The sequence below is a fragment of the Microbacterium oxydans genome, assembly GCF_000956405.1.
GTDB classification, from domain to species: domain Bacteria; phylum Actinomycetota; class Actinomycetes; order Actinomycetales; family Microbacteriaceae; genus Microbacterium; species Microbacterium oxydans_C.
The window spans coordinates 15,045-40,722 of record NZ_JYIV01000027.1 but is presented as its reverse complement, the minus strand read 5'-3'; the positions used below and the strand labels follow the sequence as shown (position 1 = coordinate 40,722).

General features: G+C 69.2%; 24 protein-coding genes. 17 read left to right on the top strand and 7 right to left on the bottom strand.

What is annotated here, in order from left to right:
* Positions 1-189: 189 nt before the first annotated feature.
* Together RN51_RS10910 and RN51_RS10905 are read right to left on the bottom strand one after the other, a co-directional pair.
* Positions 190-2,154, bottom strand: a complete 1,965-nt coding sequence (locus tag RN51_RS10910) for a YhgE/Pip family protein (RefSeq protein WP_045264091.1) — start codon at positions 2,152-2,154, stop codon at positions 190-192.
* On the bottom strand, positions 2,151-4,955 hold the full coding sequence (locus tag RN51_RS10905) for an MMPL family transporter (protein ID WP_045264090.1): 2,805 nt from the start codon (positions 4,953-4,955) through the stop codon (positions 2,151-2,153). Before RN51_RS10905 ends, RN51_RS10910 begins: the two co-directional genes overlap by 4 nt.
* A gap of 131 nt (positions 4,956-5,086) precedes the next feature.
* Here RN51_RS10905 and RN51_RS10900 point away from each other — a divergent pair, with 131 nt between their 5' ends.
* The gene (locus RN51_RS10900; RefSeq protein ID WP_045264089.1) at positions 5,087-5,710 is read left to right on the top strand and encodes a TetR/AcrR family transcriptional regulator; all 624 of its coding nucleotides are present in this window, start codon (positions 5,087-5,089) and stop codon (positions 5,708-5,710) included.
* Positions 5,711-5,734: 24 nt separating this feature from the next.
* On the opposite strand, the gene RN51_RS10895 is transcribed toward RN51_RS10900, so the two are convergent.
* Positions 5,735-6,715, bottom strand: coding sequence for an o-succinylbenzoate synthase (locus RN51_RS10895; protein WP_045264088.1), 981 nt, complete (start codon positions 6,713-6,715; stop codon positions 5,735-5,737).
* Between the two features lie 107 nt (positions 6,716-6,822).
* Here RN51_RS10895 and RN51_RS10890 point away from each other — a divergent pair, with 107 nt between their 5' ends.
* From RN51_RS10890 to RN51_RS10840, 11 genes are all read left to right on the top strand, one after another.
* Positions 6,823-7,155 carry a PadR family transcriptional regulator gene (locus tag RN51_RS10890; protein ID WP_045264087.1) on the top strand — a complete coding sequence of 111 codons (333 nt, stop codon included), beginning with the start codon at positions 6,823-6,825 and terminating at the stop codon, positions 7,153-7,155.
* A gap of 1 nt (position 7,156) precedes the next feature.
* Positions 7,157-8,143 carry a permease prefix domain 1-containing protein gene (locus RN51_RS10885; protein ID WP_045264086.1) on the top strand — a complete coding sequence of 329 codons (987 nt, stop codon included), beginning with the start codon at positions 7,157-7,159 and terminating at the stop codon, positions 8,141-8,143.
* An 85-nt stretch (positions 8,144-8,228) separates the two neighbouring features.
* A complete protein-coding gene (locus tag RN51_RS10880; protein WP_045264340.1) occupies positions 8,229-9,149 on the top strand; it encodes a 1,4-dihydroxy-2-naphthoyl-CoA synthase in 921 nt (306 codons plus the stop codon).
* A gap of 31 nt (positions 9,150-9,180) precedes the next feature.
* Positions 9,181-10,335, top strand: a complete 1,155-nt coding sequence (locus RN51_RS10875; RefSeq protein WP_082066556.1) for an AMP-binding protein — start codon at positions 9,181-9,183, stop codon at positions 10,333-10,335.
* Between the two features lie 43 nt (positions 10,336-10,378).
* Positions 10,379-11,170, top strand: coding sequence for a class I SAM-dependent methyltransferase (locus RN51_RS10870; protein ID WP_045264085.1), 792 nt, complete (start codon positions 10,379-10,381; stop codon positions 11,168-11,170).
* A gap of 61 nt (positions 11,171-11,231) precedes the next feature.
* Entirely contained in the window at positions 11,232-12,410 is a 1,179-nt protein-coding gene (locus RN51_RS10865) for a sensor histidine kinase (protein WP_045264084.1), read from the top strand.
* A complete protein-coding gene (locus RN51_RS10860; protein ID WP_045264083.1) occupies positions 12,407-13,042 on the top strand; it encodes a response regulator in 636 nt (211 codons plus the stop codon). Before RN51_RS10865 ends, RN51_RS10860 begins: the two co-directional genes overlap by 4 nt.
* 96 nt (positions 13,043-13,138) lie before the next feature.
* On the top strand, positions 13,139-13,900 hold the full coding sequence (locus tag RN51_RS10855) for an ABC transporter ATP-binding protein (RefSeq protein ID WP_045264082.1): 762 nt from the start codon (positions 13,139-13,141) through the stop codon (positions 13,898-13,900).
* Complete coding sequence (locus RN51_RS10850) at positions 13,897-15,357, top strand: ABC transporter permease (RefSeq protein ID WP_045264081.1); 1,461 nt, start codon at positions 13,897-13,899, stop codon at positions 15,355-15,357. Before RN51_RS10855 ends, RN51_RS10850 begins: the two co-directional genes overlap by 4 nt.
* A gap of 18 nt (positions 15,358-15,375) precedes the next feature.
* Entirely contained in the window at positions 15,376-16,035 is a 660-nt protein-coding gene (locus tag RN51_RS10845) for a 2-phosphosulfolactate phosphatase (RefSeq protein ID WP_045264080.1), read from the top strand.
* Between the two features lie 98 nt (positions 16,036-16,133).
* A complete protein-coding gene (locus RN51_RS10840; RefSeq protein WP_045264079.1) occupies positions 16,134-16,592 on the top strand; it encodes a DUF3054 domain-containing protein in 459 nt (152 codons plus the stop codon).
* A gap of 7 nt (positions 16,593-16,599) precedes the next feature.
* On the opposite strand, the gene RN51_RS10835 is transcribed toward RN51_RS10840, so the two are convergent.
* The 4 genes from RN51_RS10835 to RN51_RS10820 form a co-directional block, all read right to left on the bottom strand.
* Positions 16,600-17,088, bottom strand: a complete 489-nt coding sequence (locus tag RN51_RS10835; protein ID WP_045264078.1) for a SprT-like domain-containing protein — start codon at positions 17,086-17,088, stop codon at positions 16,600-16,602.
* 46 nt (positions 17,089-17,134) lie between these two features.
* A complete protein-coding gene (locus tag RN51_RS10830) occupies positions 17,135-17,662 on the bottom strand; it encodes a hypothetical protein (protein ID WP_045264077.1) in 528 nt (175 codons plus the stop codon).
* Between the two features lie 159 nt (positions 17,663-17,821).
* Positions 17,822-18,682, bottom strand: a complete 861-nt coding sequence (locus RN51_RS10825) for a spermidine synthase (RefSeq protein WP_045264076.1) — start codon at positions 18,680-18,682, stop codon at positions 17,822-17,824.
* A 31-nt stretch (positions 18,683-18,713) separates the two neighbouring features.
* Positions 18,714-19,985, bottom strand: a complete 1,272-nt coding sequence (locus tag RN51_RS10820) for an LCP family protein (protein WP_045264075.1) — start codon at positions 19,983-19,985, stop codon at positions 18,714-18,716.
* 149 nt (positions 19,986-20,134) lie between these two features.
* Here RN51_RS10820 and RN51_RS10815 point away from each other — a divergent pair, with 149 nt between their 5' ends.
* The 5 genes from RN51_RS10815 to RN51_RS10795 are packed head-to-tail and all read left to right on the top strand — an operon-like array spanning position 20,135 to position 25,654.
* On the top strand, positions 20,135-21,424 hold the full coding sequence (locus RN51_RS10815) for a sugar ABC transporter substrate-binding protein (RefSeq protein WP_045264074.1): 1,290 nt from the start codon (positions 20,135-20,137) through the stop codon (positions 21,422-21,424).
* Between the two features lie 15 nt (positions 21,425-21,439).
* The gene (locus tag RN51_RS10810) at positions 21,440-22,414 is read left to right on the top strand and encodes a carbohydrate ABC transporter permease (RefSeq protein ID WP_045264073.1); all 975 of its coding nucleotides are present in this window, start codon (positions 21,440-21,442) and stop codon (positions 22,412-22,414) included.
* Complete coding sequence (locus tag RN51_RS10805) at positions 22,411-23,244, top strand: carbohydrate ABC transporter permease (protein ID WP_017828171.1); 834 nt, start codon at positions 22,411-22,413, stop codon at positions 23,242-23,244. Before RN51_RS10810 ends, RN51_RS10805 begins: the two co-directional genes overlap by 4 nt.
* A complete protein-coding gene (locus RN51_RS10800; RefSeq protein ID WP_045264072.1) occupies positions 23,241-24,773 on the top strand; it encodes a glycoside hydrolase family 3 N-terminal domain-containing protein in 1,533 nt (510 codons plus the stop codon). The genes RN51_RS10805 and RN51_RS10800 overlap by 4 nt, the downstream gene beginning before the upstream one ends.
* A 14-nt stretch (positions 24,774-24,787) precedes the next feature.
* A complete protein-coding gene (locus RN51_RS10795) occupies positions 24,788-25,654 on the top strand; it encodes a MurR/RpiR family transcriptional regulator (protein WP_045264071.1) in 867 nt (288 codons plus the stop codon).
* Positions 25,655-25,678 lie beyond the last annotated feature (24 nt).

The window sequence follows — 25,678 nt, the reverse complement described above, 5'->3', positions numbered from 1 at the left end:
ACCGTCACACGTGCGGCTCGGCGTGTCACACGTCGACACGCCGAGCCGCGAGCGGATGGTCTCCGTTTCGGCAGGAGCCAGGAGCCAGGAGCCAGGAGGCAGGAGCCAGGAGCCAGGAGGCAGGAGCCAGGAGGCAGGAGCCAGGAGCCAGGAGGCAGGAGGCAGGAGACAGGAGCCAGGAGCAGGGGGTCAGGGGGTGGCGAGGACCGCCCTGGCGGAAGTGGTGCGTCGCAGCGTCACGGCGAGCGTGGTGGCCACGAGGGACAGCACGCCCCAGACGACCAGAGCGGCGACGGCCGAACCACTGGCCGTGATCAGGCCCGCGAAGGCCGGGGCCGTCGGAAGCGCCGCACCGATGCCGGCGAGCCAGTCCGGCACGGTCGAGATCAGGCCCGTCGCGACGGCGAGCACCCCCACCAGGGCCGAGATCCAGCGACCGACGCCGCCGAACACCGCGACGAGAGCCTGGTTGACGGCGGCGAACACCACTCCGGCGAGGACCGCCGTGCCCGCGAAAGCCCACCAGGTGCCCGCGTCGTAGCTCGCCACGATCTGCACGATCAACGACACGAGCAGGCCCTGACCGGCACCGATCAACGCCGCCGGAGCGAACGCGCGCAGCGTCAGAGCCGCCGAAGACCGTCGAGAGGTGAGCGTGCGAGCAGTGTGGGCGCGCATCACGACGAACGTCGCGAGTCCACCGAACCAGAGCACGACCGCGGCGAGCAGCGGGATCGCGGTGGGGCCGAAGATCGTGTCCACCGACGAGTTCGACGACACCGGGTCGGCGATCACCGAGGCGAGCGACTTCGACTCGGTGTCGCTGAACGAGGGCAGCGAGTCGGATGCCGTGCGCAGCCCACCTGCGAGGTCGCCCGTGCCTGTCGCCAGCGTGTCGAGCCCGGTCGTGAGCTCGGTCGCGCCGTCGGCCAGGGCGGTCGCGCCGCCGGAGAGCTGGGTCGCACCGGAGGCGAGGCTGCGGGCGCCGGTCGCGGATGCCCCGATGCCCTGGTCGGCGAGCTGGGTGAGGCCGCCGGCGAGCTGGGTTGCGCCCGCGCCGCCCTGAGACAGGCCGGCGACGGCGCCGTCGAGAACTCCGGGGATCGCGGCCACGCCGGGGGCGGCGCCGTTGAGATAGCCGGATGCCGTGCCGGCCGAGGCAGCGAGTCCCTGCGACGCGGCGAAGGCGTCGGCGACGCTCTTGCAGAATGCCGGCCCCGATACGGCAGGATCACAGGTCGCATCCAGCGCACCAAGCGTTCCCGCGAGTGCCTTCGACTGGTCGGCTGCGGTCTGCGCCGAAGCCGTCCCGGTCTGCACTGCTGTCATCGCGTTCTTCAAGCCGTCGACGTTCGCACCGAGCTTGGCAGCCCCGGCGGTCAGCCCGGACCCGATCTGTCCTGCACCCGCCGCAGCTTCGCGGGTCTTGCCCGCGATCGTGTCGAGCCCCGAGGCGAGCGAGGAGGCACCCGTGCCGAGCTCACCCGCGCCGGAGGCGAGTTTCGTCGCGCCGTCCGGGATCGCTGCGGCTCCGTTGGCGGCATCGCGTGCTCCGTTGGCGAGCTTCACGGCACCGTCTGCCGCCTCGCCGATCTGGTCGCCGATCGTGGTGAAGCCGACGAGGATGTTCTCGGTCGTCGCCTCGGACAGCGTCGTGCCCATGGTGGAGGCGGCGACGTTCGCGATCTGGCCCGTGATGAGGTCGTCGGCGACGAGTCCGTCCTTCGGTGTCGTCACTTCGATGGTGGCCTTCTCCGCCTTCCCTCCGCCCTCGGAGATCGCGGTCCCGGCCGACGTGGCTGCGGACGAGAAGTCCTCGGGGATCGTGATGACGGCCTGGTAGGAGCCGTCGGCGAGCCCGTCAGCGGCGTCGTCCTTGTTCGAGATCACCCACGTGAGGTTCGAATCGAGATCGTCCGATCCCTCGACGAGGCCCGAGGCGAGCTGACGGCCGAGCGGGGTCATCTGTCCGTCGATGGTCACGGGCTCATCGAGGTTGACGATCGCCGCGGTCATCGAGTCCAGCCGCTCGGTCGGGTTCTGCAGCGCTGCAACGAGGATGCCGCCGACCGCCGCCGGCAGCAGCAGCACGCCGAGGATGGTCAGCCACGTGATGGGCTTGCGGGAGCGCGCGCGCTCGATGGGGAGAGTCATGCGGTCACCTCGGTGGATTCTGCGGCGCTCCGTCGAGGGGCGCGCGTGTCGAGAGTCTGGGGGTCGGGCCATCCGGCCTCGGCGAGGGTGGCCCGCGCCGAACGGGCATCCGATGCCGTGGCGAAGACTGCGAGCGTGCGGGAGGCGGCGGCATCGCGCAGCATGGCCGTCGCCTGATCGCGCTGGCTCCCGTTCAGGCGGTCGATACCGTCGATCACGACGATCGGCGACTTTCCGCGCAGGGCTTCCGCGAGATCGTCGAGCGCGGCATCAGCATCGTCGACCAGTACGCAGCCGACGTGCGCGCGCACCCAGGCGGCGCGGCCGGGGAGGAGGTGCCCCGCAACGCGGAGCCTTCCGTCCGTGGGCATCAGGCGTCCGGCCACCGTGAGCGCCAGAGCTCGCCCGGCGCGGAGGTCGCCTCCGGTCGCGATGACGGCCCCGCCCTCGGGGATCCGCACGGACAGCCCCTGGACGACGGGTGCATCGGCGCTGATCTCGAGGTCGTCGGCGGCCACGATCGATCCGTCGCCCGGCCATGCGGCCAGATGGCGTTCACGCTCGACGGCCTCGCCCTCGACGTCGATGCGGGGGAGGATCTTCTCCAGCCAGCGCGGGAGCTCCCACGCACGTTCGCCGAGGATGGCCATGAGAGCGGGGATCAGCGTCATCCGCACCAGGAAGGCGTCGAACGCGATGCCGGCGGCGAGTCCCAGTGCGATCGGCTTGAGCGACGAGTCGCCCTCGGGCACGAAGGCCACGAACACCGCGAACATGATGAGTCCGGCCGCGGTGACGACCTTCGCCGAGCCGGTGAATCCGCTGCGCACGGCGCGGAGGGCGGCGGCCCTGCGGGTCGCGCGGTTCGGGCTCGTCGCATCCTTGTCGTGCACGAAGTCCTCGCGCATGCGGGAGACGAGGAACACCTGATAGTCCATGGCGAGGCCGAACAGCACGCCCATCAGGATGATCGGCATGAAGCTGATGATCGGTCCCACCTTGGCGACATGCAGGAGATCGGCGAACCAGCCCCATTCGAACACGGCGCCGACCACACCGAAAGCGGCGACGATCGACAGCAGGTAACCCGCGGCGGCGGTGATCGGCACCCACAGGGAGCGGAACACGATGGTCAGCAGGATCAGCGAGAGGCCGATCACGAAGATGCCGAAGGGCAGCAGTGCGTTGCCCAGCTGGTCGGAGATGTCGATGCCGACGGCCGTGAAGCCGGTGACCTTGAGGTCGATGCCGAACTCGTCGAGCCATTCATCGTGATGGCTGCGCAGCTCGCGTACGAGGTCGGCGGTCGCGGGGTCGTCGGGGGCGGTCTCCGGCACGATCTGCACGATCCCGGTGTCGGCTGTCTCGTTCGGGGTCGCCAGCGCGACCTCCTTCACGCCGGGGACCTTCGCCACCGCGTCGCCCAGATCCTCCATCAGCGTCAGCGGATCGGTGGAGGTGACGATCGTGCCGGTGAGGATCATCGGACCGTTGAAGCCGGGACCGAACTCCTCGCCGACGAGGTCATAGGTCTGCCGCGCCTCGTTGTCCTTGGGGAGCACCCCCGCGTTGGGGAGTGCGAGGTCGAGGCTCAGCGCGGGGACGGCGACGATCCCGAGTCCGAGCACCACGGCGATCGACACCAGCACCGGGTGCTTCATGACGCCGCCGACCCACCGGGCGCTGCCTCTCACCGGGACGGCCTTCGGCGACGGCGCGGCGTCGTCGGCCGTACCTCCGGCGCTCTTCTTCGTCTTCGACGCCCTGACCTTCTTCGGGCGCCCGACGACCCTGCCCTTCATGAAGCCGAGCAGAGCGGGCGTGAGGGTGACGGCGATCGCGACGGCGACGGCCACAGCGGCGGAGGCGGCGATACCCATGGTCGTCAGGAACGGGATGCCGGCGAAGCCCAGGCCGATCAGGGCGATGAGCACAGTGACACCGGCGAACACGACGGCGGATCCGGCCGTGCCGACAGCGCGGGACGCGGACTCCTCGGGGTCGACGCCGTCGCGTACCTGGTCCTGATGTCGCGCCATGATGAACAGCGCGTAGTCGATGCCGACCGCGAGTCCGAGCATGAGTGCGAGCAGCGGGGTGGTGGAGGAGACCGTGGCGAATGCCGTGGCGGTGAAGATGCCGGCCATCGAGATGCCGACGCCGAGGACCGCTGTGAGCAGGGGGAGTCCGGCCACGACGAACGAGCGGAACGTGACGATGAGCACCAGCAGGGCGATGAGCAGTCCCACTGCTTCGGTGAGAGTGACGCCAGGGATGGAGATCGCGAACAGGTCTCCGCCGAGCGAGGTCTGCGACCCAGCCGGGAGTTCGGCTCCCAGGTCGGCGACGACGGTGCGCAGTGCATCCTTCGTCTCCTCGGAGACGTCGGTCGACTCGCCGTCGAACTGCACTCGCACGATGGCGGCGGTGTCGTCGTCGTTGATCATGCCCTTGACCATCTCGTCATACGGCGAGGTGGCTGCCAGGACGCCGTCGAGGTCACCCAGCTCGTCGACCGCGCCCTCGATGTCCTTCTGGTACTCGGCATCCGTGATCTTGTCGCCGTCGGCTGCGACCACGATGAACTGCGCGTTGGTGCCGCTCACCTGCGGGAACGACCGTGTGAGCTGCTCGAGGCCCGCCTGCGACTCGGTGCCGGGGATGGAGAACGTGTTGTCCGTTCCCGCGCCCAGGACGAGTGCGCCGGCACCCGCGATGCCGAGCGCGAGCAGCCAGGACACGAGGACCCGCCACGGGTGCCGGAATGACCAGCGTCCGAGCGAGGACAGGAGAGTGGACACGTGTTCCTCCGAAGGGTGCGGGCTGGATACACAGGTGTATCCAATACATAGATGTATCGTAAGGTGACCCGCCCGGCCAAGTCTGTGTGCGGGGTGTGAATCATGCGAGAGTGAAGGGTCAGGAGGTTTCGATGTCGACACCCGCAACCCGCAGCCGCGAGAACACGCGCGCCCGCCTGCTGGAAGCTGCGGCGCAGGTCTTCGCCGAGGTCGGGCTCGATGGAGCGTCGGTCGAGGCGGTGTGCGAGCGCGCCGGATTCACACGCGGCGCGTTCTACTCGAACTTCGAGTCCAAGGACGAGCTGTTCCTCATGCTCGCCGCCAGTGTCTCGGAGGTGCGCGTGAACGCCGTGCGCACCCGCGTGGAGGAGCTGACAGCCGCCGGTGCCCTGGTGGAGGGCTGCGATCCGATCGAACTCGTGCAGCAGATCATGGAGCTCGGCGGAGACGACAGGCTCGGCGTCATGCTGCTCAGTGAGATCCGCATCCGCGCGTTGCGCGATGCCGCGTTCGGTGAGGCGTACCTCGCGCAGGAACGTGAGATGGTCGCGAGCATCGCTCAGATCGTCGATGACATCGTCGCGGCCGGTCTGCTGCGTCTGCGCCTGCCCGCAGCGGTCGCCGCTCGCATGCTCATGATCATCTGGGAGGGCATGACCGTGCGCGGAGCGATGGCCGGCCAGGACGACGCGCAGTTGCGTCACTCCGGTGGCGAAGAGCTCGGCCGACTGGTGCAGCTGCTCATCGAGCCGTAGCCAGGCGCAGCGCGGTGCGAGGCGTCAGCTCCTCGTGGAGAGTTCGCCGTAGCAACGGGCGAGCCGTGCGAGCCACCATTCGCGACGCTCGTCCGAGGCCGCGAGTCGAGTGAGTGCTGCCCTGTCAGGAGTCACACGGCCGACGGGGATCGATCCATCGGCCGGTCGCAGGTCGGCAACGTCGTCCAGGAACAGGGACGCCGTGCCGAGGCCGCAGTCGTAGTCGAGCGTCGGGAGTGCGGCGGCGAGGGCGGCTCCCTGGGACAGGCCGATGGCTGTGTCGAGGGCGCTCGAGACCACGACAGGAAGGCCGGCGGCGGCGACGATCTGCAGGGCATGGGTGATCCCGCCGAGAGGCTGTGCCTTGATCACGAGCAGGTCTGCGGCTCCGGCCCTGGCGACCGCGAGGGGGTCGGACGCCTTGCGGACGCTCTCGTCGGCGGCGACGGGGACGCCCATGTGCTTCACGCGCCTTCGAAGTTCCGCCAGCTCGGGAACCGTCGCGCACGGCTGCTCGACGTACTCGAGGTCGCATTCGCCGAGGGCATGGATCGCATGCTCGGCCTCATCGACGTTCCAGGCGCCGTTCGCATCGATGCGGATGCGACCCTCCGGGCCCATCACCTCCCGCACGGCGTGCACGCGCGCGATGTCGTCGGCGAGCGTCTGACCCGGCTCGGCGACCTTGACCTTGGCGGTGCGGCATCCGGTGAAGCGTGCCAGCAGCTCGGGCACCCGCGACGCCTCGATGGCAGGGACAGTGGCGTTCACCCGGATGCGCTCTCGCACGGGGGCGGGCTGCTCGCGCCAGGCGAAGTCGATCGCGGCAGCCAGCCAGGTCGCCGCCTCCGCGTCGTCATACTCGACGAACGGGGAGAACTCCGCCCAGCCCTCTGGCCCCTCGAAGAGCAGCGCCTCCCTGGTGTCGACGCCGCGGAAGCGGCTGTGCATCGGAAGGGAGACGACCCTGGCCGAGTCGAGCAGGTCTGCGAGAGGCGGGATCATCTGCCCATTCTGCTCCGAGTCGCCATGCGGGCACAGCGCGAGAAGGGGTGAGTCTCGTTTCGGTGTGCGCTTGACGATAGTGTGTGACGCACAGTAACGTGTCTGACATGAACGAGACCCTCGACATCCACCTGCAGGAACTGCGGCGCGGCACCGTCGTGCTCGCCTGCCTGCAGCTGCTGCGCTCGCCGGGGTACGGCTATGCGCTGCTGGAGATGCTCGAGCAGCGCGGTTTCGCCACCGACGCGAACACCCTGTACCCGCTGCTGCGTCGCCTGGAGAAGCAGGAGTACCTCACGAGCGAGTGGAACACCGACGAGGCACGGCCCCGCAAGTTCTACCGCACCTCGGAAGCCGGCGTCCGCCTCGCCGACGCCCTCACCGACGAATGGCGATCGCTCACGGTGGCGATCGCATCCCTCACCTCAGAGGAGAAGTGACATGACCACCACCACTCTCACCGAGCGCTATGTCAGCGCCACGATCCGCAGTCTCCGGCCGGAGGTGCAGGCGGACGTCCGCGCCGAGCTCGAAGCCTCGATCACCGACGCGGTCGAGGCGCGGGTCGAGCAGGGCGAAGCGCCGGAGGACGCGGAACGCGCGGTGCTCACCGAGCTCGGCGATCCCGGTGCTCTCGCGGCAGGTTACGCAGACCGCCCGCTCTACCTGATCGGCCCCCGCTACTACCTCACGTGGTGGCGTCTGCTGATCCTGCTGCTCAAGTTCGTCCCCGCGATCGTGTTCGCCGCCGTCGCGCTGGGCCTGACGATCTCCGGAGCCCCGATCGGGGAGATCATGTCCACGTCGCTCCTCGCGACCGGCGGCACGATCCTCCACCTGTGCTTCTGGACCACCCTGGTCTTCGTGATCCTGGAGCGAGCCGGTACCGACACCGGGGTGAGATGGGACGTCGATCAGCTTCCCGAACCGACCGACGGCGGTGCGGGCCGCAACGACCTGATCGCCTCGCTGGTGTTCCTCGGCATCTGCGTGGGAGCACTGTTCTGGGACCGCTTCCGTGGGTTCGTCCAGGCAGAGCGCGACGCGCTGCCGATCCTCAACCCGCAGCTGTGGCCGTGGGGGATCGGCGTGCTGTTCGCGGTCATCGCGGCGGAGGTCGTGTTCGCGGTCGTGCTCTACCGTCGGGGCCGATGGAGTACCGGTCTCGCCGTGGTGAACACGGTGCTGGCTCTGGCCTTCCTCGCCTGGGTCGTGACTCTGCTGTCGACCGATCAGCTCGTGAACCCCGACTTCCTCGCTCAGATCGCCGCCGCCGGGGGCGAGGGTTTCGCCGCTGGCCAGGCGGAGTCGGCCGACGAGGGCGGCGTGTTCCGCATCCTCGCGGTGCTGCTCGGGTTCGGCGTCGCGATCGGCGCCGGATGGGACATCGTCGACGGCTGGTTGAAGACCGCTCGCGCGAACAGGTGATCCGTTCCCGTCGCACTTCCTGTCGGTATGGTGCGTTCGAACCGACGGAAAGTGCGACGGGAGCAACAGGAATAGGGTGGATGGCGTGACCGATGCCTTCGTCTCCGACCTGTTCGACCCGGCCGAATGGGTGCTCGCGCCCGGCGCCGAGGACTACACCGACATCACCGCGCACGTCTCGAGGGACGGCGGAGTCGCGCGCATCGCCTTCAACCGGCCGGAGGTTCGCAACGCCTTCCGTCCGCACACGGTGGACGAGCTCTACCGTGCCCTCGACATCGCCCGGCAGGACGCGCGCATCGGTGCGGTGCTGCTCACGGGAAACGGACCGAGCCCGAAGGACGGCGGCTGGGCGTTCTGCTCCGGCGGGGACCAGCGCATCCGCGGTCGCGACGGGTACAAGTACTCCGACACGGAGACGGCGATCGTCGACGGGGCGAGTCGCGCGGCGGTCGGTCGACTCCACATCCTCGAGGTACAGCGGCTCATCCGCTTCATGCCCAAGGTCGTCATCGCGGTCGTGCCAGGGTGGGCGGCCGGCGGCGGACACTCCCTTCATGTGGTGTGCGACCTCACGATCGCCTCCGCGGAAGAGGCGCGTTTCAAGCAGACCGATGCCGACGTCGGCAGCTTCGACGCCGGATACGGGTCCGCGTACATGGCACGCCAGACCGGACAGAAGTTCGCCAGAGAGGTGTTCTTCCTGGCCGAGGAGTACTCCGCACAGCGTGCGTACGAGGCCGGTGCCGTCAACCGTGTGGTGCCGCACGCCGAGCTCGAGCGGGAGGCGCTGAAGATGGCGCGCACCGTGCTGACCAAGTCGCCGACCGCCATCCGGATGCTGAAGTTCGCCTTCAACGCGGTCGATGACGGTCTGGTCGGCCAGCAGGTCTTCGCCGGTGAGGCCACGCGCCTGGCCTATGGCACCGACGAGGCCGTCGAGGGACGCGACTCCTTCCTCGAGAAGCGCGACCCCGACTGGTCCTCCTTCCCCTGGCACTACTGATTCCACCGGTCCCACACAGTCGGAGACGCGCATGACCGCCCTGATCCCCACGGATGCCGAAGACCCGGTTCTGCTGCGGGAGGCCCTGCAGCGCGCACTCGACGGCGGCCCGGCTCTGGGGCTGGGGATGGTGGCCGAAGCTCCAGAGAACGTGGCGGACGGGCTCGCGGCGGTGATCGCGACGTCCGGATCGAGCGGCATCCCGAAACGAGTCGCCCTGAGCGGGGAGGCGCTGAGGGCGAGCGCTGAGGCGACGGCGGCACGGATCGGCAGCGGCCGATGGCTGCTCGCCCTGCCCGCCGGCTACGTCGCAGGGCTCCAGGTGCTCGTGCGCTCGATCCTCGCTGGTACGCAGCCCACACGGATCGAGGGTCGATTCTCGCCGCAGGCCTTCGCCGAGGCGACGTACGAGATGATGCGGCCGTCGTCGCGCGCGGGTCTGCCCGATCTGTACACCTCGCTCGTGCCCGCCCAGGTCGCGACGCTGCTCGACGCTGCGGACGAGACGCCGGTCCGCGCGGCCTTGACGGCGTATCGGGCAATCCTGGTGGGCGGCCAGTCGCTTCCGGAGCCGCTGCGCGAACGAGCAGCCGACCTCGGCGTGCACCTGGTGCGCACCTACGGGGCGACCGAGACCAGTGGGGGATGCGTCTACGACGGTGTGCCGCTCGACACGGTCGGCGTGCGCACGGTCGACGGAGAGCTGCGCATCGCAGGGCCCATGCTCGCCGAAGGGTACCTGGGCGATGCGGTGTTGACCTCGCGCACGTTCGTGCGCGATGAGCACGGCATCCGCTGGTACCGCACCGGCGACCTCGGCCTCGTCGAGGACGGCATCGTCCGCGTGCACGGTCGAGCCGACAACGTGATCGTCTCCGGTGGCATCAACATCTCCCTCGATCGCGTGGAGCGGGTCGTCCGCCGCATCCCGGGTCTCCACGAGGCCGTGGTGGTCGGGGTGGAGGATGAGCGGTGGGGCGAGGCATCCGTGATCGTGGCGGCGCGCGGGGAGGTGCTCCGGCGCAGCGAGTCCGAGCAGCTCGCACACGCGCGCGACGCGGTCGAGGAGGAGCTCGGCAAGCATGCCAGGCCCGCACGGTTGATCGTGGTCGACGAGATCGATGTGCTGTCCTCGGGCAAGCCCGACCGCGAGTCCCTCCGACGGATGGTCGCCGAGCTGCATTGAGGCGCGCCGCGACCAACCCCAGGGGCTCTGCCAGACTGACCCCATGGCCTCGTACACGCACGGACACCACGAATCCGTCCTCCGCTCGCACAACGTCCGCGACATCGGGAACTCCGCCGAGTACCTCCGCCCGCACCTCGAGGCCACGACCCGACTCCTCGACGTTGGCGCCGGTCCTGGGAGCATCACGGTCGACTTCGCCGGGACCGTGGCGCATGTGACCGCCACCGAGATCGACGAGAACGCCCTGTCGCTCTCGGAGCGCCTCGCCGCCGACCGCGGCCTCACGAACCTGTCCTTCTCGGTCGAAGACGTGCACGCGCTGAGTTTTCCCGACGATTCCTTCGACGTGGTGCACGCGCACCAGGTGCTCCAGCACGTCGGCGACCCCGTGCAGGCTCTGCGGGAGATGCGCCGCGTCACTGTTCCGGGCGGCGTCGTCGCCGCACGGGATGCCGACTACGCGGGCTTCATCTGGTTCCCCGTGCTGCCGGAGCTCGACCGGTGGCTCGCGCTGTATCGCGCCGCGGCCAGGGCCAACGGCGGAGAGCCGGACGCAGGGCGACGGCTGCTGGCCTGGGCGCGCGCTGCGGGCTTCACCGACATCTCGGCGACCGCGTCGACCTGGTGCTACGCGTCTCCTGACGAGCGCGCCTGGTGGGGTGGCATGTGGGCGGACCGCATCCTCGAATCCGCGCTCGCCCGGCAGCTCGTCGACAGCGACATGGCGACGCCGGCGGAGCTGCAGGAGATCAGCGACGCGTGGAAGCGCTGGGCAGATGACGGCGACGGCTGGTACCTCGTGCCGCACGGCGAGATCATCGCCCGCGCCTGACCCCGCACGGATACATCCCTCGACGGATGCCCGTGCGCAGACCCTCGCGTAGCGTGGGGGAGTGATCCGCCCGCTTTCCCGCACCGCGCTGATCCTCGACATCGTCGGGGCGGCGCTGCTCTTCCTCGTGCTCGCGCCGATGTCGCTGGTCTTCTACGGGCCGGTCACGGACAATCCGGCACTCGGCGGCGCGGCGATCGTGGTCCTGGTCTTCGCGAGCGTGCTGATGTGCGGCGCCGTCGCCATCGGAAGACTCGCGCCTGGATGGGCGCTCGCCGCCGCCTGGGCGGGAGCCGTGCTGCAGATGATCGCCGGATTCGGCCCGCTGCCGATCGACGTCGCGATCCTGCTGGTGCTGTATGCGACCTCCGCCTGGGGAACTCGTCGCGTGCTGTGGTGGGGCTTCGGCTCGGCGCTCTTCGGCGGTCTCGTGGCGGCCGTGTTCATGGTGATTGTCAACGGTGTGGCGTTCGGAACCGGCGACGGGTGGCAGAAGATCACGACAGGCACGCTGCTCCTCGTGCTCTCGGTCATGGCACTCGGCTTCGCCTGGGTGTGCGGACTGCTGTGGCGTGTGGTGCTGCGCGCGCGTCGCACGAGGTCGGCCCAGCTGCAGGCCGAGTCCCTCGCCGCCGAGGAGCAGGAGCGGGTGCGCATCGCGCGCGACATGCACGACGTGGTCGCGCACTCGCTGGCAGTGGTGATCGCGCAGGCGGACGGTGCCCGGTACGCGGCGGCGGTGAACCCCGACGTGGCGACGGAAGCCCTCGGGACCATCGCCCAGACCGCACGCGGGGCACTGAGCGACGTGCGGATGCTGCTCACGCAGTTGCGGCATCGACAGGGTGACGGTCCGCAGCCGACCCTCGCCGACCTCGAGACGCTGTTCGCGCAGGTGCGCCAGGCCGGGATCGAGCCACGCGTCACCGTCGATCCGATGCCGCCAGGGGAGCCGCCTGCCGCGATCCAGCTCGCCGTGTACCGTATCCTCCAGGAAGCGCTCACGAACGCGATCCGCCATGGCGACGGCGCGGTCGACGTGCACCTCGCCTGGCTTCCCGAACGGGTCGATGTGGATGTGCGGAACACGGTCGCGAGCGAAGCTACCGCTGTCCCGGGCGGACACGGCCTCATCGGCATGCGCGAGCGGGCACAGCTCGTCGGCGGTAGTCTGCAAGCCGAGCGCCGAGGGGCACAGTTCGTCGTCCACGCCACGCTCCCGATCGGAGTCTCCGAATGATCAGAGTCGTGCTCGTCGACGACCAGGCGCTGTTCCGTGCGGGGATACGGATGCTCATCGCGTCGCAGCCCGACCTCGAGGTGGTCGGTGAGGCGGGCAACGGCCAGGAGGCGATCGACGTCGTCCGCACGACCCGCCCCGACGTGGTGATGATGGACATCCGCATGCCCGTGATGGACGGACTGACGGCGACCGCAGAGATCCTGGCCCGCCCTGACGCCCCTCGCGTCGTCATGCTCACGACGTTCGACCTGGACGAGGCGGCGGCGAGGGCGATCCGGCAGGGGGCGAGCGGCTTCCTCCTCAAGGACGCCGACCCGGAGTTCCTGCTCGCGGCGATCCGCACGGTGCACTCGGGCTCGAGCGTGATCGCGGCGTCGGCGACGCGCGATCTCTTCGAGCACTTCGCCGAAGCCCCCAAGCCCGTGCCACCGCAGTACACCGATCTGACTGACCGCGAGAGGGAGATCTTCGCGCTCGCCGCCCGAGGGCTGTCGAACGCCGAGATCGCGAGCCGGGAGTACCTGAGCGAGGCGACCGTGAAGACGCACATCAGCAGGATCCTCAGCAAGCTGGCGCTGCGCGACCGGGTGCAGCTCGTGGTGTTCGCCTTCGAGCACGGCCTCGCCTGACGCACGCCCGCATGGGCGCGGATCATCCTTGCGATGTATGCCGATGAGCCCCGCGGGCGATGACCCGCCACGGGCGGCGGAAATAACGTCGGGGACATGGAGATCACGACCACCGACCTGGGGCTCGCCGCCCGCGTCCAGCACCTGAAGAAGACCTACGGCTCCGGCGAGGGCACCGTCCACGCACTGGATGACGTCAGCGTGGGCATCCGCCGCGGGCAGTTCACCGCCATCATGGGGCCGTCGGGTTCCGGCAAGTCGACGCTCATGCACATCATGGCGGGCCTCGACAGTCCGACCGAGGGACGCGCGTGGATCGGCGACACCGAGATCACGGGCCTGGGCGACATCGACCTCACCATCCTGCGGCGTCGCCGGGTCGGCTTCATCTTCCAGGCCTTCAACCTCGTGCCCACGCTCGACACTCTCGGCAACATCATGCTCCCGTTCGAGCTCGATGGTCGTCGTCCGAGTGCGATCGAGCGGGCACGCATCGACGGGCTCATCGAGACGCTCGGTCTGGGCTCGCGGCTCTCCCACCGACCGCACCAGCTGTCCGGCGGCCAGCAGCAGCGTGTCGCCATCGCCCGGGCCCTCGCCACCGCGCCCGATCTCGTGTTCGCCGACGAGCCCACCGGCAACCTCGACTCGAAGACCGGCCGTGAGGTGCTGCGCCTGCTCGCCACCGCGAGCCGCGAGCACGGGCAGTCGATCGCGATGGTCACGCACGACGCGATCGCCGCCAGCCACGCCGACCGCGTGCTCTACCTCGGCGACGGACGCATCGTCGCCGACCACCCCCGTCAGACCGCTGAGGAGATCTCGGCCTACATGCTCGCCGCGGAGGTGGCCGCATGAGCGCCGTCGCCACGGTCGTCCCCGAGACACGGGCGACCGGACCCCGACTCGCGTGGTTGCGCGACCGCGGGATGGGCGCCAGCATCCTGGTCGCGGCACTCTCCGCGGCATTCGGCGTGCTCCTCGTGGAGACCACCGCCTACATCGGCGCCGTGCTGCAGAACGATCCCTTCATCGGCGACAGCGGGACTCTGGCGTTCGTCGTCGCGCTGCTGTCCGTCCTGCTGACCGTCGTCGCGATGTACGTCGCGGCCATCGTCACCGCGAACACCTTCTCGACGATCATCGCCGGCCGTACGCGGCAGATCGCGCTCATGCGCCTGATCGGTGCGACCGCGCGCTCCCAGCGGGCCGAAGTCGGCAGGCAGGGTCTCGTCGTCGGCCTCCTCGGAGCCGCGATCGGTCTGCTGGTCGGGATCGGGTTCGCGGCCGTCGGAGTGCAGATCGGCGCACAGCTGATCACCAATGCTCCGTCCGACTTCTCCCTCGCTCAGCCCTTCGTGGCGCTTCCGGCGATCGGTGTGGCCCTGACGACGTGGGCGGCGGCGTGGGCCGGTTCCCGACGCGTGCTCGCGGTGACACCCCTGCAGTCACTCGGTGGCTCGGTCGAGCGCACCCTCGACGAGGTGTCCGGCAAGCCAGGGCGGCACATCGGCGCATGGGTACTGCTCATCGCCGGCGCGCTGCTTCTGGTCGGCGGGGTTCTGGTGGGGCTCATGACGCCGCTCGGGGTCGTGGTGGCATTCGTCGGCGGTGTGCTCTCGTTCACCGGTCTCGCGCTCGGATCCGTGCTGTTCATGCCGCCGGTGCTGCGTCTGGTCGGCCGGATGTTCGGGTCGAGCGCCACCGCTCGACTCGCCGCCGAGAACGCGCTGCGCTACCCCGAGCGTTCGTCGCGGATGGCGATCGGCGTGGTGATGGGTGTGACCCTGGTGACGATGTTCGCCGTGGCCTTGGAGTCGGCGAAGGCGTTGATGATGAGCCAGACGACGGGAGAGGTCCCTCCCGAGTTCTTCGCCCCGATGGACGCTTTCGCGGGAGTGATGATGGTGCTGGTGGCCGTCTCCGCGGTGATCGCCGCGGTCGGCCTCGTGAACCTGCTCACGATCGGCGTGGTGCAGCGACGCAGGGAGCTCGGACTGCTGCGCTCGATCGGCCTGTCCAACCGTCAGGTGCGACGGATGGTGCTGCTCGAAGCCACGCACATCACGGTCGCCGCGACTCTGACCGGCCTCGTGCTCGGCGTCGTGTACGGCTGGATTGCCGCGCAGTCGCTGCTCGGCTCCGTGCCGACGCTGCCCGACTTCACGCCGGCGGGCCTCGTGGCGCCCCAGGTCCCGTGGGTCCCCGTGCTGATCATCATCGCCGCCACGGCCGTCCTCACCCTGGTGGCGGCCGCGACACCGACGCGGTTGGCGACCAGGGTGGCTCCGGTCGAAGCTCTCGCGGCCGACTGACGGCTCTAGGCTGGGCGGATGCCCTCGCCGTTCGATCAGTCCACGTACCAGGTCCGCCTCGACTGGGGGACAGCCGGCCTCGCCCGTCTCGCCGATGCAGACATCGTGGTGGTCGTCGACGTGCTGAGGTTCTCCTCCACGGTCGTCGATGCGATCGCCTCCGGCACCGAGGTGGGCCTGGCCGAGGCGGAGGAGTGGTCACGCAACGGCGCCGCTGTCGCTGCCGCGGCCTCCACCGGATCGACGGTGTTCGTGGGCGGCATCCGCAACGCCGGGGCCGTCGCTCGGGCGGTGCAGACCGTCCAGGAGCGTCGGCGGGCACGCACCTCGGTCGCCGTCATCGCGGCCGGCGAACTCGATGAGAAGGGTGTGCTCCGGTTCGCCGTCGAAGACCAGCTCGGAGCGGGAGCGATCATCGCCGCCCTCTCGGCCCGGGGTATCGATCACACGGCTCCGGATGCCGCGGTCGCCTCCGAGGGGTTCCATGCGCTTCGAGGTGCCGTGCGGCACATGGTCGGCGCGAGCGGTTCCGGGCGCGAGCTCGCGGGCGGCGTCTCCGCGACAGCCCGCATCGAGGCCGCAGGCCTGGACCCGACGTCGGTGGCGGATGCGGCGGTGCTCGATGCGGTCGAAGCCGTGCCGGTGCTGCGCGATGGAGTGTTCACCCGCTTCGAGTGATGTCGCGTCCGCTCGGGGGGCTTTCTCCGGGCGGCCGGATATCCGACAGACGCCGCGGGGCGATCATCGGTGCGGGTGGGGGCACGTAGGGTCGTGTCATGAGGTACCTTCCCGCTGTCGTCGTCGACGTCGTGCTCGTGCTGGTCTTCGCGGCGATCGGCCGCGCCTCCCATGACGAGAACCCCGCCGGGTTCCTCCTCACGGCGTGGCCGTTCGTGATCGCCGTGCTGGCGGGGCATGCGCTCGCTGCATTGCTCCCTGGCCGGCCCCGCCGCCCGTGGTCGTTGCTGTGGGGCGCGGTGGTCTGGATCGTGACGGTCGTGGGCGGGATGCTCATCCGCGTGCTGAGCGGCGACACGGCAGAGGTGCCGTTCATCATCGTGGCGACGCTCGTGCTCGGGGCGTTCCTGGTCGGCTGGCGCGCGATCGCGGCGCTGGTGCGGCGTCGGCGCGGTTCGTCGCAGGGCGTGGAGGACTCCGGAGCGACCGAGGAATTCGGAGCGACCGACCATTCCACGCCGAACGACGCGGAGAACCTCGACGAGCCCCGCGGCTGATCCCCGGTCAGCGCGGCATCTGCGCGGCGAGGCGCACGTCGGTCGTGATCTCGCGACGGGTCCAGGCGAACAGGTGCCGGGAGTCGAAGGTGCGCGAGCAGCGCGCGCACGACGTGGGTCTGGTGGGGCGGCGGTGCCGATAGGTGACGTGGCCTGCGGGGCAGCTGCCCACCCAGGGCGCGAGCTCGACCGCTGTCTCGCCACGGTGCGTGGTGCCGCCGACGTAGCCGAGGTCTCGGGCGACGCGTTTCCAGGCGGGGCCATGCGCTGCCGCGTGGCCGGCGAGAGCATGTGCGACCTCGTGCAGCAGCACCTGATGGATGTCATCGTCGTCGAAGCGCGCAGCGAGGTAGCGCGACACGGTGATCCGCTTCTTCGTGTAGTCGCACTGACCGGCCCGACGCTTGGCGTTGTCGAAGCCGAACGACCAACTGTCGTCGAGATGCAGCATGATCAGTGCCTCGCCCCAGACGCGCACACGGTCAAGTTCCGCCATGCGATCAGGCTAAGCCATGCCGGCGACATCGCACCCGAACGGCGGCTCAGCTCGGGATGAGCTGCGACGGGCGTCGACGTTCCACTGCCTCGATCGCCAGGAGCGCGGTCTCGAGCTCGCTGTCTTCGGCGCCCGATTCGCGGCGCAGGAACAGCGACTGCTTGAAGCTCTCCCTGGCCGTCTCGTAGTCGCCGGCGTCGTAGGCGTTCTTGCCGTGGTGCTGATACGCGAAGGCCGCGATCGACAGCCAACGCTGCCCTTCGGCCTCGGCAGCGCAGGTCGCGAGCTCCTGTTCCGCCGCAGCGTGCGCACCGCGGTACTGCAGGATCGTCGCGTGCAGCACGCGGGCGCGCAGCACGTCCTTGCGGGTGCCGGCCATGCGTGCCTGACGCACCGTCTCATCCGCCAGCGCGAGCGCCTCGTCGAGGCGGTCGAGCACCTTCAGCAGCCACACCCGCTCCAGCAGAGCGGGCAGGCTGCGCTGCGAATCGATCTCCGCGAGACGTGTCTCGCACTCATCGAGATCGACCTTTTCGCGGAGGGTCTCCTGGTCGTATCCCCGGATGAAACTCATTGCTCTCCTTCCGCACCGTGCTCAACCAGTCTGCCTTCCGTCCGCGGGGTCCACCCCGCGGCGCGCCCTGGTCGCCGCATCCTGTCTTCGACACGCCGCGCTCGCGCGGGGTGGGTTCGACGCCGAGGCGTCCGTGAGCGTCGGAGACCGCCTCGTGAGTCAGCGCAGGAACAGCGAGGCGTCCGGGCGCGGTGAGGCGACGGCGTCGGCATCCGTCACGATCCGGGCCCCCTGGATGAAGGCGTCGACCTCGGCTCCCTGCGCGATCTTCGCGGGGTGGGGGCCTGCGGCCAGGATGCGCGGCAGCCATTCCGTCGGCAGGGGAGCGGCGGACGCCGCGATGACGAGGTTCCCGAAGCGTCGGCCCTTGAGCACCTGGGTGTCGGCGAGGATGCCGATCTCGGGGAGCACGTCCGCGATCGTCGCGGCCTGTCGGCGGGCGAAAGCGAGACCAGGGCCGTCGGCGACGTTGACGAGGAGCACTCCGCCCGGGGCCAACAGCTCTGCGAGCTCCCGGTAGAACTCGACGCTGGTGAGATGCGCGGGTGTCTGCGCTCCCGAGTAGACGTCGGAGACGACGAGGTCGCAGCTCGCCCGTAGTGCACTCGGCAGCTTGGCGACGCCTTCGCGGGCATCGCCGATCCTGATCCGGATCGGCGCACCCTTCGGCAGGGGGAGGTGTTCGCGCACCAGCTGCGCGAGCGGAGCCTCGAGCTCGATCACCTGCTGACGTGAGCCAGGACGCGTCGCGTCGATGTAGCGCGGGACGGTGAGTGCGCCGGCGCCGAGGTGCACGGCGGTCAGCGGGCCGGGGGAGAGCTGATCGATGACCGCCCCCATGCGGACGACGTATTCGAAGTGCAGGTGCGTCGGGTCGTCGAGGTCCACATGGGACTGGGGTGTGCCGTCGACGATCAGCTCGAAGCCGCTCGTGAACTCCGAGGGCACGATGCCGGCGATGCCCCCGTGGTCAAGCCGGACCTGAGGATGCTCGGTGTCTCGCGATCTGGTCCGACCCATGGAGACGAGCCTACGCGCTGAGGTGTGCGGCTCAGCGCTGCTTGCCGTTCGCGCACGTCTCCTGATCGACCGTCTGTCCGGAGATCGCCGAGTCGAGCGTCGCACGGGGAGACGGGGCATCCGTGGCAGGAGCATCCGTCGCCGGCGGATCCGTCACCGGAGCCTCGCCTTCTGCGCCCGGGGCCGGCTCGACGAGCTCCACTCCGCCGTTGTTGCTGACGTCGCCGGTGAGCTGCACGGGCTGGCCCGCTTTCAGCGCATCCCAGATGGTCGCGGCGGCCTGCTCGTTCGGGACCACGCGGTCGGAGTCGTCGGGGTCTGCGAAGACCGGGTACTGGAGGAACACGAACTCGGAGAACGGCACGTCCTTGATCGACAGAGCCAGCTGCGCGAGCCGGATGGGATTGCCCAGCTCATCGCTCGGGTCGATGTTGTCCACGATCGTGTCGGCGAGCCCGAGCACCTTGCCGGGGTCGGAGAGCACCTCATCGCTCATGATCTTCTTCACGAGGCGCGACATGTACTGCTGCTGGTTCGACACGCGCGCCATGTCGCTCTCGTCGCCGACACCGTGCCGGGTGCGGATGAACTGCAGGGCCTCATAGCCCGACACCGTGCGCAGGCCGGGCTCCCAGTCGATCGCGGTGTGCTCGTCTCGGATGCCGTCGCCGCCGATGCACACCTCCACGCCGCCGATCGCATCGGTGACCTCCATCACGCCATCGAAGTCGATCTTCGCCGCGAAGGGGATCTCGATCCCGGTGAGCTCGGTGATCGTCTTCGCGACGCACGACATCCCGGCGTTCTGATAGATCGAGTTGATCTGCGTCTTGCGGGTCTCCGAGGCGATCGACCCGTCTTCCCTGGTGCACTCGGGCGTCGGGATCATGAGGTCGCGGGGAAGCGACACGACCGTGACGTTGCGCGGCTCGGCCGAGACATGGACCAGCAGGTTCACGTCGTTGAGGATCCCGCCGTCGGTCTTCGAGCAGCGCTCGCCCAGCAGCCCCGTGGACACGGCACCGCACTCGTCGGTGCCGATGAGGAGCATGCTGAACTCGCCGGGGTAGGCGCTGATGGAGGGCGGCTCGACTTCGGGAGCATCCTCCAACGTGACGGCGCCTTCGTTGAAGCGGTTGAAGTAGTCGGCGACGACGAACGCGGCGACCGCGATGGCGGCGACGAGGACGACACCGACCGAGATCCCGGCGATCTTCAAGAACCCTCGAGCGGGCTTCTGGGCGGGAAGTGTCGCGTGGCGAGCGACCGTCGAGCGGTCGTTGTCAGGGGTGCGGCGAGCCATCCGGGGAGCCTATCGGGGGAACCTGATGTTACGGCCACATGACGATTCTGAGAGGAACTTGCAGGTAATTAGTTAGTCGTGGATACTTTTTCCTAACCCCCGGTGAGTACCCGATGCTTGCCAGGACTTTCAAAGAGGAGATCCCCGCAATGCATAAGCGCATTCTCTCGGCTGTGGCGCTCGGCGCCGTGGCCACGCTCGCCCTCGCCGGCTGCGCCGGCGGCAGCGACACCGGGTCCACCGACGGCAAGGGCCAGGAGCTCACCGTCTGGATCATGAAGGGCACCAACCCCGACGCCTCCGCCTTCTACGACAAGGTGTCCGACGCCTTCGAGAAGGAGACCGGCGCGACGGTCAAGATCGAGGAGATCCAGTGGGCCGACGCCCACGACCGCTTCGTGACCTCCATCGCCGGTGGCACGACCCCCGACGTCGCCGAGACCGGCACCACCTGGACTGCGGAGTTCGCCGACGCCGGCGCGCTCGAGCCGCTCGATGAGTACGTCGACGCCGAGAAGGGCCTCCGCGACGACCTCGTCGAGGGCCTCGAGGTGGCCGGCACCTACGACGGCGAGCTGTACGGCATGCCGTGGTACGCGGGCGTGCGCTCGCTGGTCTACCGCGCCGACGTGTTCGAGGAGCTCGGTCTCGAGGCTCCGAAGACGTGGGACGACATCGTCGCCGCGGGCGACGCCATCAAGGCGGCCAAGCCCGACATGCTCCCGTTCCCCGTCCCCGGTGACGCCGAGTTCCAGGTCTACCCCTGGGTCTGGGGCGCCGGCGGCGAGATCGCCACGAAGGACGGCAAGACCTGGACCAGCGAGCTGGACAGCAAGGAGTCGCAGGCCGGTATCGAGTTCTACACGGGCCTGGCCACCGAGCACGGCTTCTCCTCCGCAGGTGCCACCACCTGGAAGGAGACCGACCTCCGTGACGCGTTCACGCAGGGCAACGTCGCCATGATGCTCTCGGGCTCCTGGACGCCGAAGTCGCTCATCGAGGCGAACCCCGACCTCGAGGGCAAGATCGGCGCAGCCGTCATCCCCGGTGAGGACGGCGGCATCGCTCCGTCCGTGCTCGGCGGTTCGCACCTCTCCGTGTTCAACACGACCAAGAACGCCGACCTCGCGTGGGAGTTCGTCAAGCTCATGACCACCGGTGAGTTCGCCGAGCAGTGGTCGAACGAGACCGGGTACTTCCCGGGCGTGCAGTCCGCGATGGAAGAGGCGCTGGCCTCGACCGACCCGCTGGTCGCACCGTTCGCCGAGCAGATGGTCGACGGCGGCGCATCCGTCCCGGTCACCCCGAACTTCGGCGCCGTGCAGGCGAAGAAGACGACCAACTCCATGATCCAGGCCATCCTCAGCGGGCAGAAGGACGTCGCGACCGCGACGAAGGACGCCGCCGCCGAGATGACCGAACTCCTCAACCAGAAGTAAGGAAGCATTCCTTCCATGTCGATGGTGCAAGCGCCACTGCCGGCCACGGAAGCGGAGTCCCCCTCCGCTCCCGTGGCCGGCGGCCGGAAGCGACGCGGTCTCTCGGTCGTCGCGGCCCGCCCCTGGCTCCTTCTCGCGCCCGGGCTGGCCATCCTCGCGGTGCTCATGCTCTGGCCGCTCGTCCAGGTGTTCATCTACTCGCTGCAGGACTACGGTCTGCGTGAGATCAACACCGGGGAGAACAACTGGATCGGTCTCGACAACTACGTCGAGGCGCTCACCAACCCGACTCTCTGGACGGTGGTGCTGCCCAACACCGTCGGGTTCGCCGCCGTGGCCGTGTTCGTCACGGTCGCCGTCGGTACCCTCGTGGCGCTGCTGCTGGCGCGGCTGGGCACCACCTGGCGTGTCATCGTCTCCAGCTGCATCATGGTCGCGTGGGCGATGCCCGCCGTGACCGGCACGTACGTGTGGACCTTCATCTTCGATGCCGACCGCGGCATCTTCAACACCGTCCTTCGCGACCTCGGCCTGATGGACGATCCCGTCAACTGGTTCACGAACCAGTGGTCGTTCTACGCCATCGTGCTCCTCAACGTCGTACACCACGGCTTCCCGTTCGTCGCCATCACGGTGCTCGCGGGCCTGCTGGGCGTCTCGAAGGAGATGCTCGAAGCCGCAGCGCTCGACGGCGCTGGCGCCTGGCGACGTTTCTGGAAGATCATCTTCCCCACGCTCAAGCCCGTGTTCTCGGTCGTGATCATCCTCTCGACCATCTGGGACTTCAAGGTCTTCGCGCAGGTGTACCTGATGCCCGGCGGTGGCGGCGGCAACCGTCAGGTGCTCAACCTCGGCGTCTGGTCCTATGTCGAGTCCTTCGGTCAGAACCGCTACGGCTTCGGTGCCGCGCTCGCCGTGCTGCTCACGCTGGTGCTGATCGGCATCACGATCGTCTACATCCGCTCCCTCATGAAGGAGGACGAGCTGTGAACCCGCGTCCGAGGCTCCGCTCCCGCATCGGAATCGGGATCGCGGTCGCCGCCGTCCTGATCTTCACCCTCTTCCCCGTCTACTGGATGGTCTCCAGCGCCTTCGACGGCAAGGCCTCCAGCGGCGGGCAGTCGCTCCTCCCGCAGGAGTTCACGTGGGACAACTTCGCCTTCGTGCTCACGGACGGTGGATTCGGCACCTACCTGCGCAACTCGGCGATCGTGGCGCTCGTCACGGTCCTCGTGAGCGCTCTGGTGTGCCTGCTCGCCGCGGTCGCGGTGGCGCGCTTCAAGTTCAAGTTCCGCACCACGATCCTGATGATGATCCTGATCGTGCAGATGGTGCCGCTCGAGGCGCTCGTCATCCCGCTGTTCCTGCAGGTGAAGAGTCTGGGACTGCTCAACAGCATCCTCGGCCTCATGGTCGTCTACGTGGCGCTCTCGCTCGCTTTCGGCATCTGGATGCTGCGCGGCTTCGTCGCCGCCGTTCCCGTCGAGCTCGAAGAGGCCGCCTACATCGACGGTGCGAGCTGGTGGCGGATGTTCCGTTCCGTGCTGCTGCCGCTGGTCATGCCCGGCCTGGTCGCCACGAGCATCTTCAGCTTCATCACCGCGTGGAACGAGTTCATCTTCGCGATGACGATCCTCGGCGCCCAGACCGACCAGTACACGGTCTCGATCGGTCTGAAGTCGTTCTTCGGTCTGCACTCCAACGACTGGGGCAGCATCATGGCCGCGTCGACCATCATCACCGTCCCGGTCATGATCTTCTTCGTCCTGGTGCAGCGCAAGCTCGCCTCGGGCATGGTGGCTGGAGCGGTGAAGGGATGACCGACGAGCTCGAACGCCTCGCGAACGGGGTGCTGTGGCCGGGCTTCTTCGGCACCGAAGCACCCGCGTGGCTGCGCGACGAACTGCGTGACGGACTGGCCGGAGTCGTGTACTTCGGCCAGAACGTCGGAGAGGGCCTGCCCGCGCTGAGCGCTCAGATCCTCGACGCGAACCCGAACGCCCTGATCGGCATCGACGAGGAGGGTGGCAGCGTCACCCGGCTCGAGTCCGCCACGGGGTCGACGGTGCCGGGAGCGGCTCAGCTCGGATTGCTCGACGACCTCGTCGCGTCGGAGGAGACCGGCGCGGAACTGGCACGCCGTGTGCGCGCGGTCGGCGCCAACGTGGTGCTCGGTCCGGTCGCCGACGTGAACACCGACCCGCGCAACCCGGTCATCGGCGTTCGTGCCTTCGGGGACGATGAGGCGCTCGTGTCCCGACACGTGGTCGCGACGATCGACGGCATCCAGGACGGCGCGGTCGCGGCCTGCGTGAAGCACTTCCCCGGTCACGGCGACACCCACATGGACTCGCACCACTCGCTCCCCGAGATCACGCTCGACCTCGAGGAGTTCGAACGCGTGCACCTGGAGCCGTTCCGTGCGGCGATCGATGCGGGCGTCGATGCCGTCATGACCGCGCACATCGTGGTCCCGGCATGGGGCGAGCAGCCTGCCACCCTCAATCCGCGCGTGCTCGGCATGCTGCGCGACTGGGGCTACGACGGCGTCATCATCACCGATGCGCTCGACATGGCGGCCATCCGCGAGACGGTCGGACTCGGCGGGGGAGCAGCCCAGGCCCTCGCCGCCGGTGCCGACCTCCTGTGCATCGGAAACCCGACCAACCCCGGCGATGCCGCTCTGCCCGACCAGGACGAGCAGGACTTCCGTGCGGCGAGAGACGGGATCGTCGCCGCTCTCCGTGACGGCTCGCTCCCGCGTGCTCGCGTCGAGGAGGCAGCGGCCAGGGTCGCCGCGCTCGCGACCAAGCTCCGCGCCGCTGCAGTTGCCGCAGAAGAGGCGCACGAGTCGGCAGACGACTTCGATGCAGCCGGGATCCTGCGCCGTATGGTGACGATCTCCGGAGCAGCCCCCGAGGTGTCGACCGAGCTTGCCGTCATCGATGCGCGTCGCCGATCGACGCTCGCCGTCGACAGCGCGGGTTCGTATGTCGCGAATGCGCTCGCGGACGACGGCCTGCGCGTGCGTCTCGACGTGGCATCCGCGCCGCTGTCCGAGCAGGACAGGGTGCTCGACGAGGTCGCGAAGGCGGCGGAAGCGGCCTCTGCCACGACCGTGCTCCTGATCGATCGACCGGACACCGACGCCGCGCAGCGGGCCCTCGTCGAACGTGCTGCTCTGCGCGATCCGCGCGCGGTGGTCGTGAACGTCGGCCTGCCCACGGTGCTGCCGCTGCCCTTGCCGACCGTGGAGGTCGCCGCAGCCAGTAGGCTCGGTGCGCAGACGGCCCGTGATGCACTCCTCGGACGCTTCACGGCGCAGCAGAGGATGACCAGCGCCGGCTGAGACAGGACCCCTCCATGGACGATGACGTTCTCGCTCTGGTGCGGCGCTCCCTTCCCAAGGTGAGCGCCGCCGAGGCGCGCGTCGCGGAGAAGATCCTGGGCGACCCGACACTCGTCGTCGATCTGGCGATCAACGATCTCGCCCAGCTCTGCCAGACCTCGCTCTCGACGGTCGCCCGCTACGCCCAGTCGCTCGGATACAGCGGTTATCGCGAGCTCAGGGTCGCGGTCGCACGCGCGATCACCCTGGAGCAGGCGCAGCAGGCGCGGTTCGGGCTGGACACCACGGCGATCGACCCCGACGACGGTCCGACCGCGATCGCGGCCAAGCTCGCCGCGCAGGAGATCGACGCGATCGAGAAGACCGCGCTCGCCCTCGACGCGGCTGCGCTGGACCGGGTCGCCCGTGCGGTCGTCGATGCGCGGCACATCGACCTCTTCGGGCAGGCGGCATCGTCACTGACCGCGCAGGATCTGCAACTGAAACTGTCGCGCATCGGCTGCTCCGTTTCGCACTCCGCCGATCCGCACCTCGCGGTCACGACGGCTTCGCTGCGCAGTGCTGCCGACGTGGCGATCGCGTTCTCCCACGGAGGCGAGACCGCCGAGACCCTGCGTGCCCTGGAGGTCGCGCGCGATGCCGGTGCACTCTCCGTGGCCGTCACCAGCGCTCCGGACTCGCCGCTGGCACTGGCTGCCGATGTCGTGCTGCTCACGCACGCGCATGAATCCCCGTTCCGCATGGCGGCGATGTCGAGCCGCATCGCTCAACTCGCCCTCGTCGACGTGCTCTTCGTGAGAGTCGTGCAGCACCGCGGCGAGCCGGTCGCCGTCTCCCTGCAGCGGACCCACGACGCGGTCCCGGCCCGCCATCGCTCCTGAGGACTGAGCCCCGAAGACTGCGGC

Excerpts from the sequence above, each read along its gene's own strand:
- RN51_RS10910 (WP_045264091.1), bottom strand. The coding sequence starts at position 2,154 with ATGACTCTCCCCATCGAGCGCGCGCGCTCCCGCAAGCCCATCACGTGG.
- RN51_RS10900 (WP_045264089.1), top strand. The coding sequence starts at position 5,087 with ATGTCGACACCCGCAACCCGCAGCCGCGAGAACACGCGCGCCCGCCTG.
- RN51_RS10895 (WP_045264088.1), bottom strand. The coding sequence starts at position 6,715 with ATGATCCCGCCTCTCGCAGACCTGCTCGACTCGGCCAGGGTCGTCTCC.
- RN51_RS10890 (WP_045264087.1), top strand. The coding sequence starts at position 6,823 with ATGAACGAGACCCTCGACATCCACCTGCAGGAACTGCGGCGCGGCACC.
- RN51_RS10885 (WP_045264086.1), top strand. The coding sequence starts at position 7,157 with ATGACCACCACCACTCTCACCGAGCGCTATGTCAGCGCCACGATCCGC.
- RN51_RS10875 (WP_082066556.1), top strand. The coding sequence starts at position 9,181 with ATGACCGCCCTGATCCCCACGGATGCCGAAGACCCGGTTCTGCTGCGG.
- RN51_RS10870 (WP_045264085.1), top strand. The coding sequence starts at position 10,379 with ATGGCCTCGTACACGCACGGACACCACGAATCCGTCCTCCGCTCGCAC.
- RN51_RS10860 (WP_045264083.1), top strand. The coding sequence starts at position 12,407 with ATGATCAGAGTCGTGCTCGTCGACGACCAGGCGCTGTTCCGTGCGGGG.
- RN51_RS10855 (WP_045264082.1), top strand. The coding sequence starts at position 13,139 with ATGGAGATCACGACCACCGACCTGGGGCTCGCCGCCCGCGTCCAGCAC.
- RN51_RS10850 (WP_045264081.1), top strand. The coding sequence starts at position 13,897 with ATGAGCGCCGTCGCCACGGTCGTCCCCGAGACACGGGCGACCGGACCC.
- RN51_RS10845 (WP_045264080.1), top strand. The coding sequence starts at position 15,376 with ATGCCCTCGCCGTTCGATCAGTCCACGTACCAGGTCCGCCTCGACTGG.
- RN51_RS10840 (WP_045264079.1), top strand. The coding sequence starts at position 16,134 with ATGAGGTACCTTCCCGCTGTCGTCGTCGACGTCGTGCTCGTGCTGGTC.
- RN51_RS10835 (WP_045264078.1), bottom strand. The coding sequence starts at position 17,088 with ATGGCGGAACTTGACCGTGTGCGCGTCTGGGGCGAGGCACTGATCATG.
- RN51_RS10830 (WP_045264077.1), bottom strand. The coding sequence starts at position 17,662 with ATGAGTTTCATCCGGGGATACGACCAGGAGACCCTCCGCGAAAAGGTC.
- RN51_RS10825 (WP_045264076.1), bottom strand. The coding sequence starts at position 18,682 with ATGGGTCGGACCAGATCGCGAGACACCGAGCATCCTCAGGTCCGGCTT.
- RN51_RS10820 (WP_045264075.1), bottom strand. The coding sequence starts at position 19,985 with ATGGCTCGCCGCACCCCTGACAACGACCGCTCGACGGTCGCTCGCCAC.
- RN51_RS10815 (WP_045264074.1), top strand. The coding sequence starts at position 20,135 with ATGCATAAGCGCATTCTCTCGGCTGTGGCGCTCGGCGCCGTGGCCACG.
- RN51_RS10810 (WP_045264073.1), top strand. The coding sequence starts at position 21,440 with ATGTCGATGGTGCAAGCGCCACTGCCGGCCACGGAAGCGGAGTCCCCC.
- RN51_RS10800 (WP_045264072.1), top strand. The coding sequence starts at position 23,241 with ATGACCGACGAGCTCGAACGCCTCGCGAACGGGGTGCTGTGGCCGGGC.
- RN51_RS10795 (WP_045264071.1), top strand. The coding sequence starts at position 24,788 with ATGGACGATGACGTTCTCGCTCTGGTGCGGCGCTCCCTTCCCAAGGTG.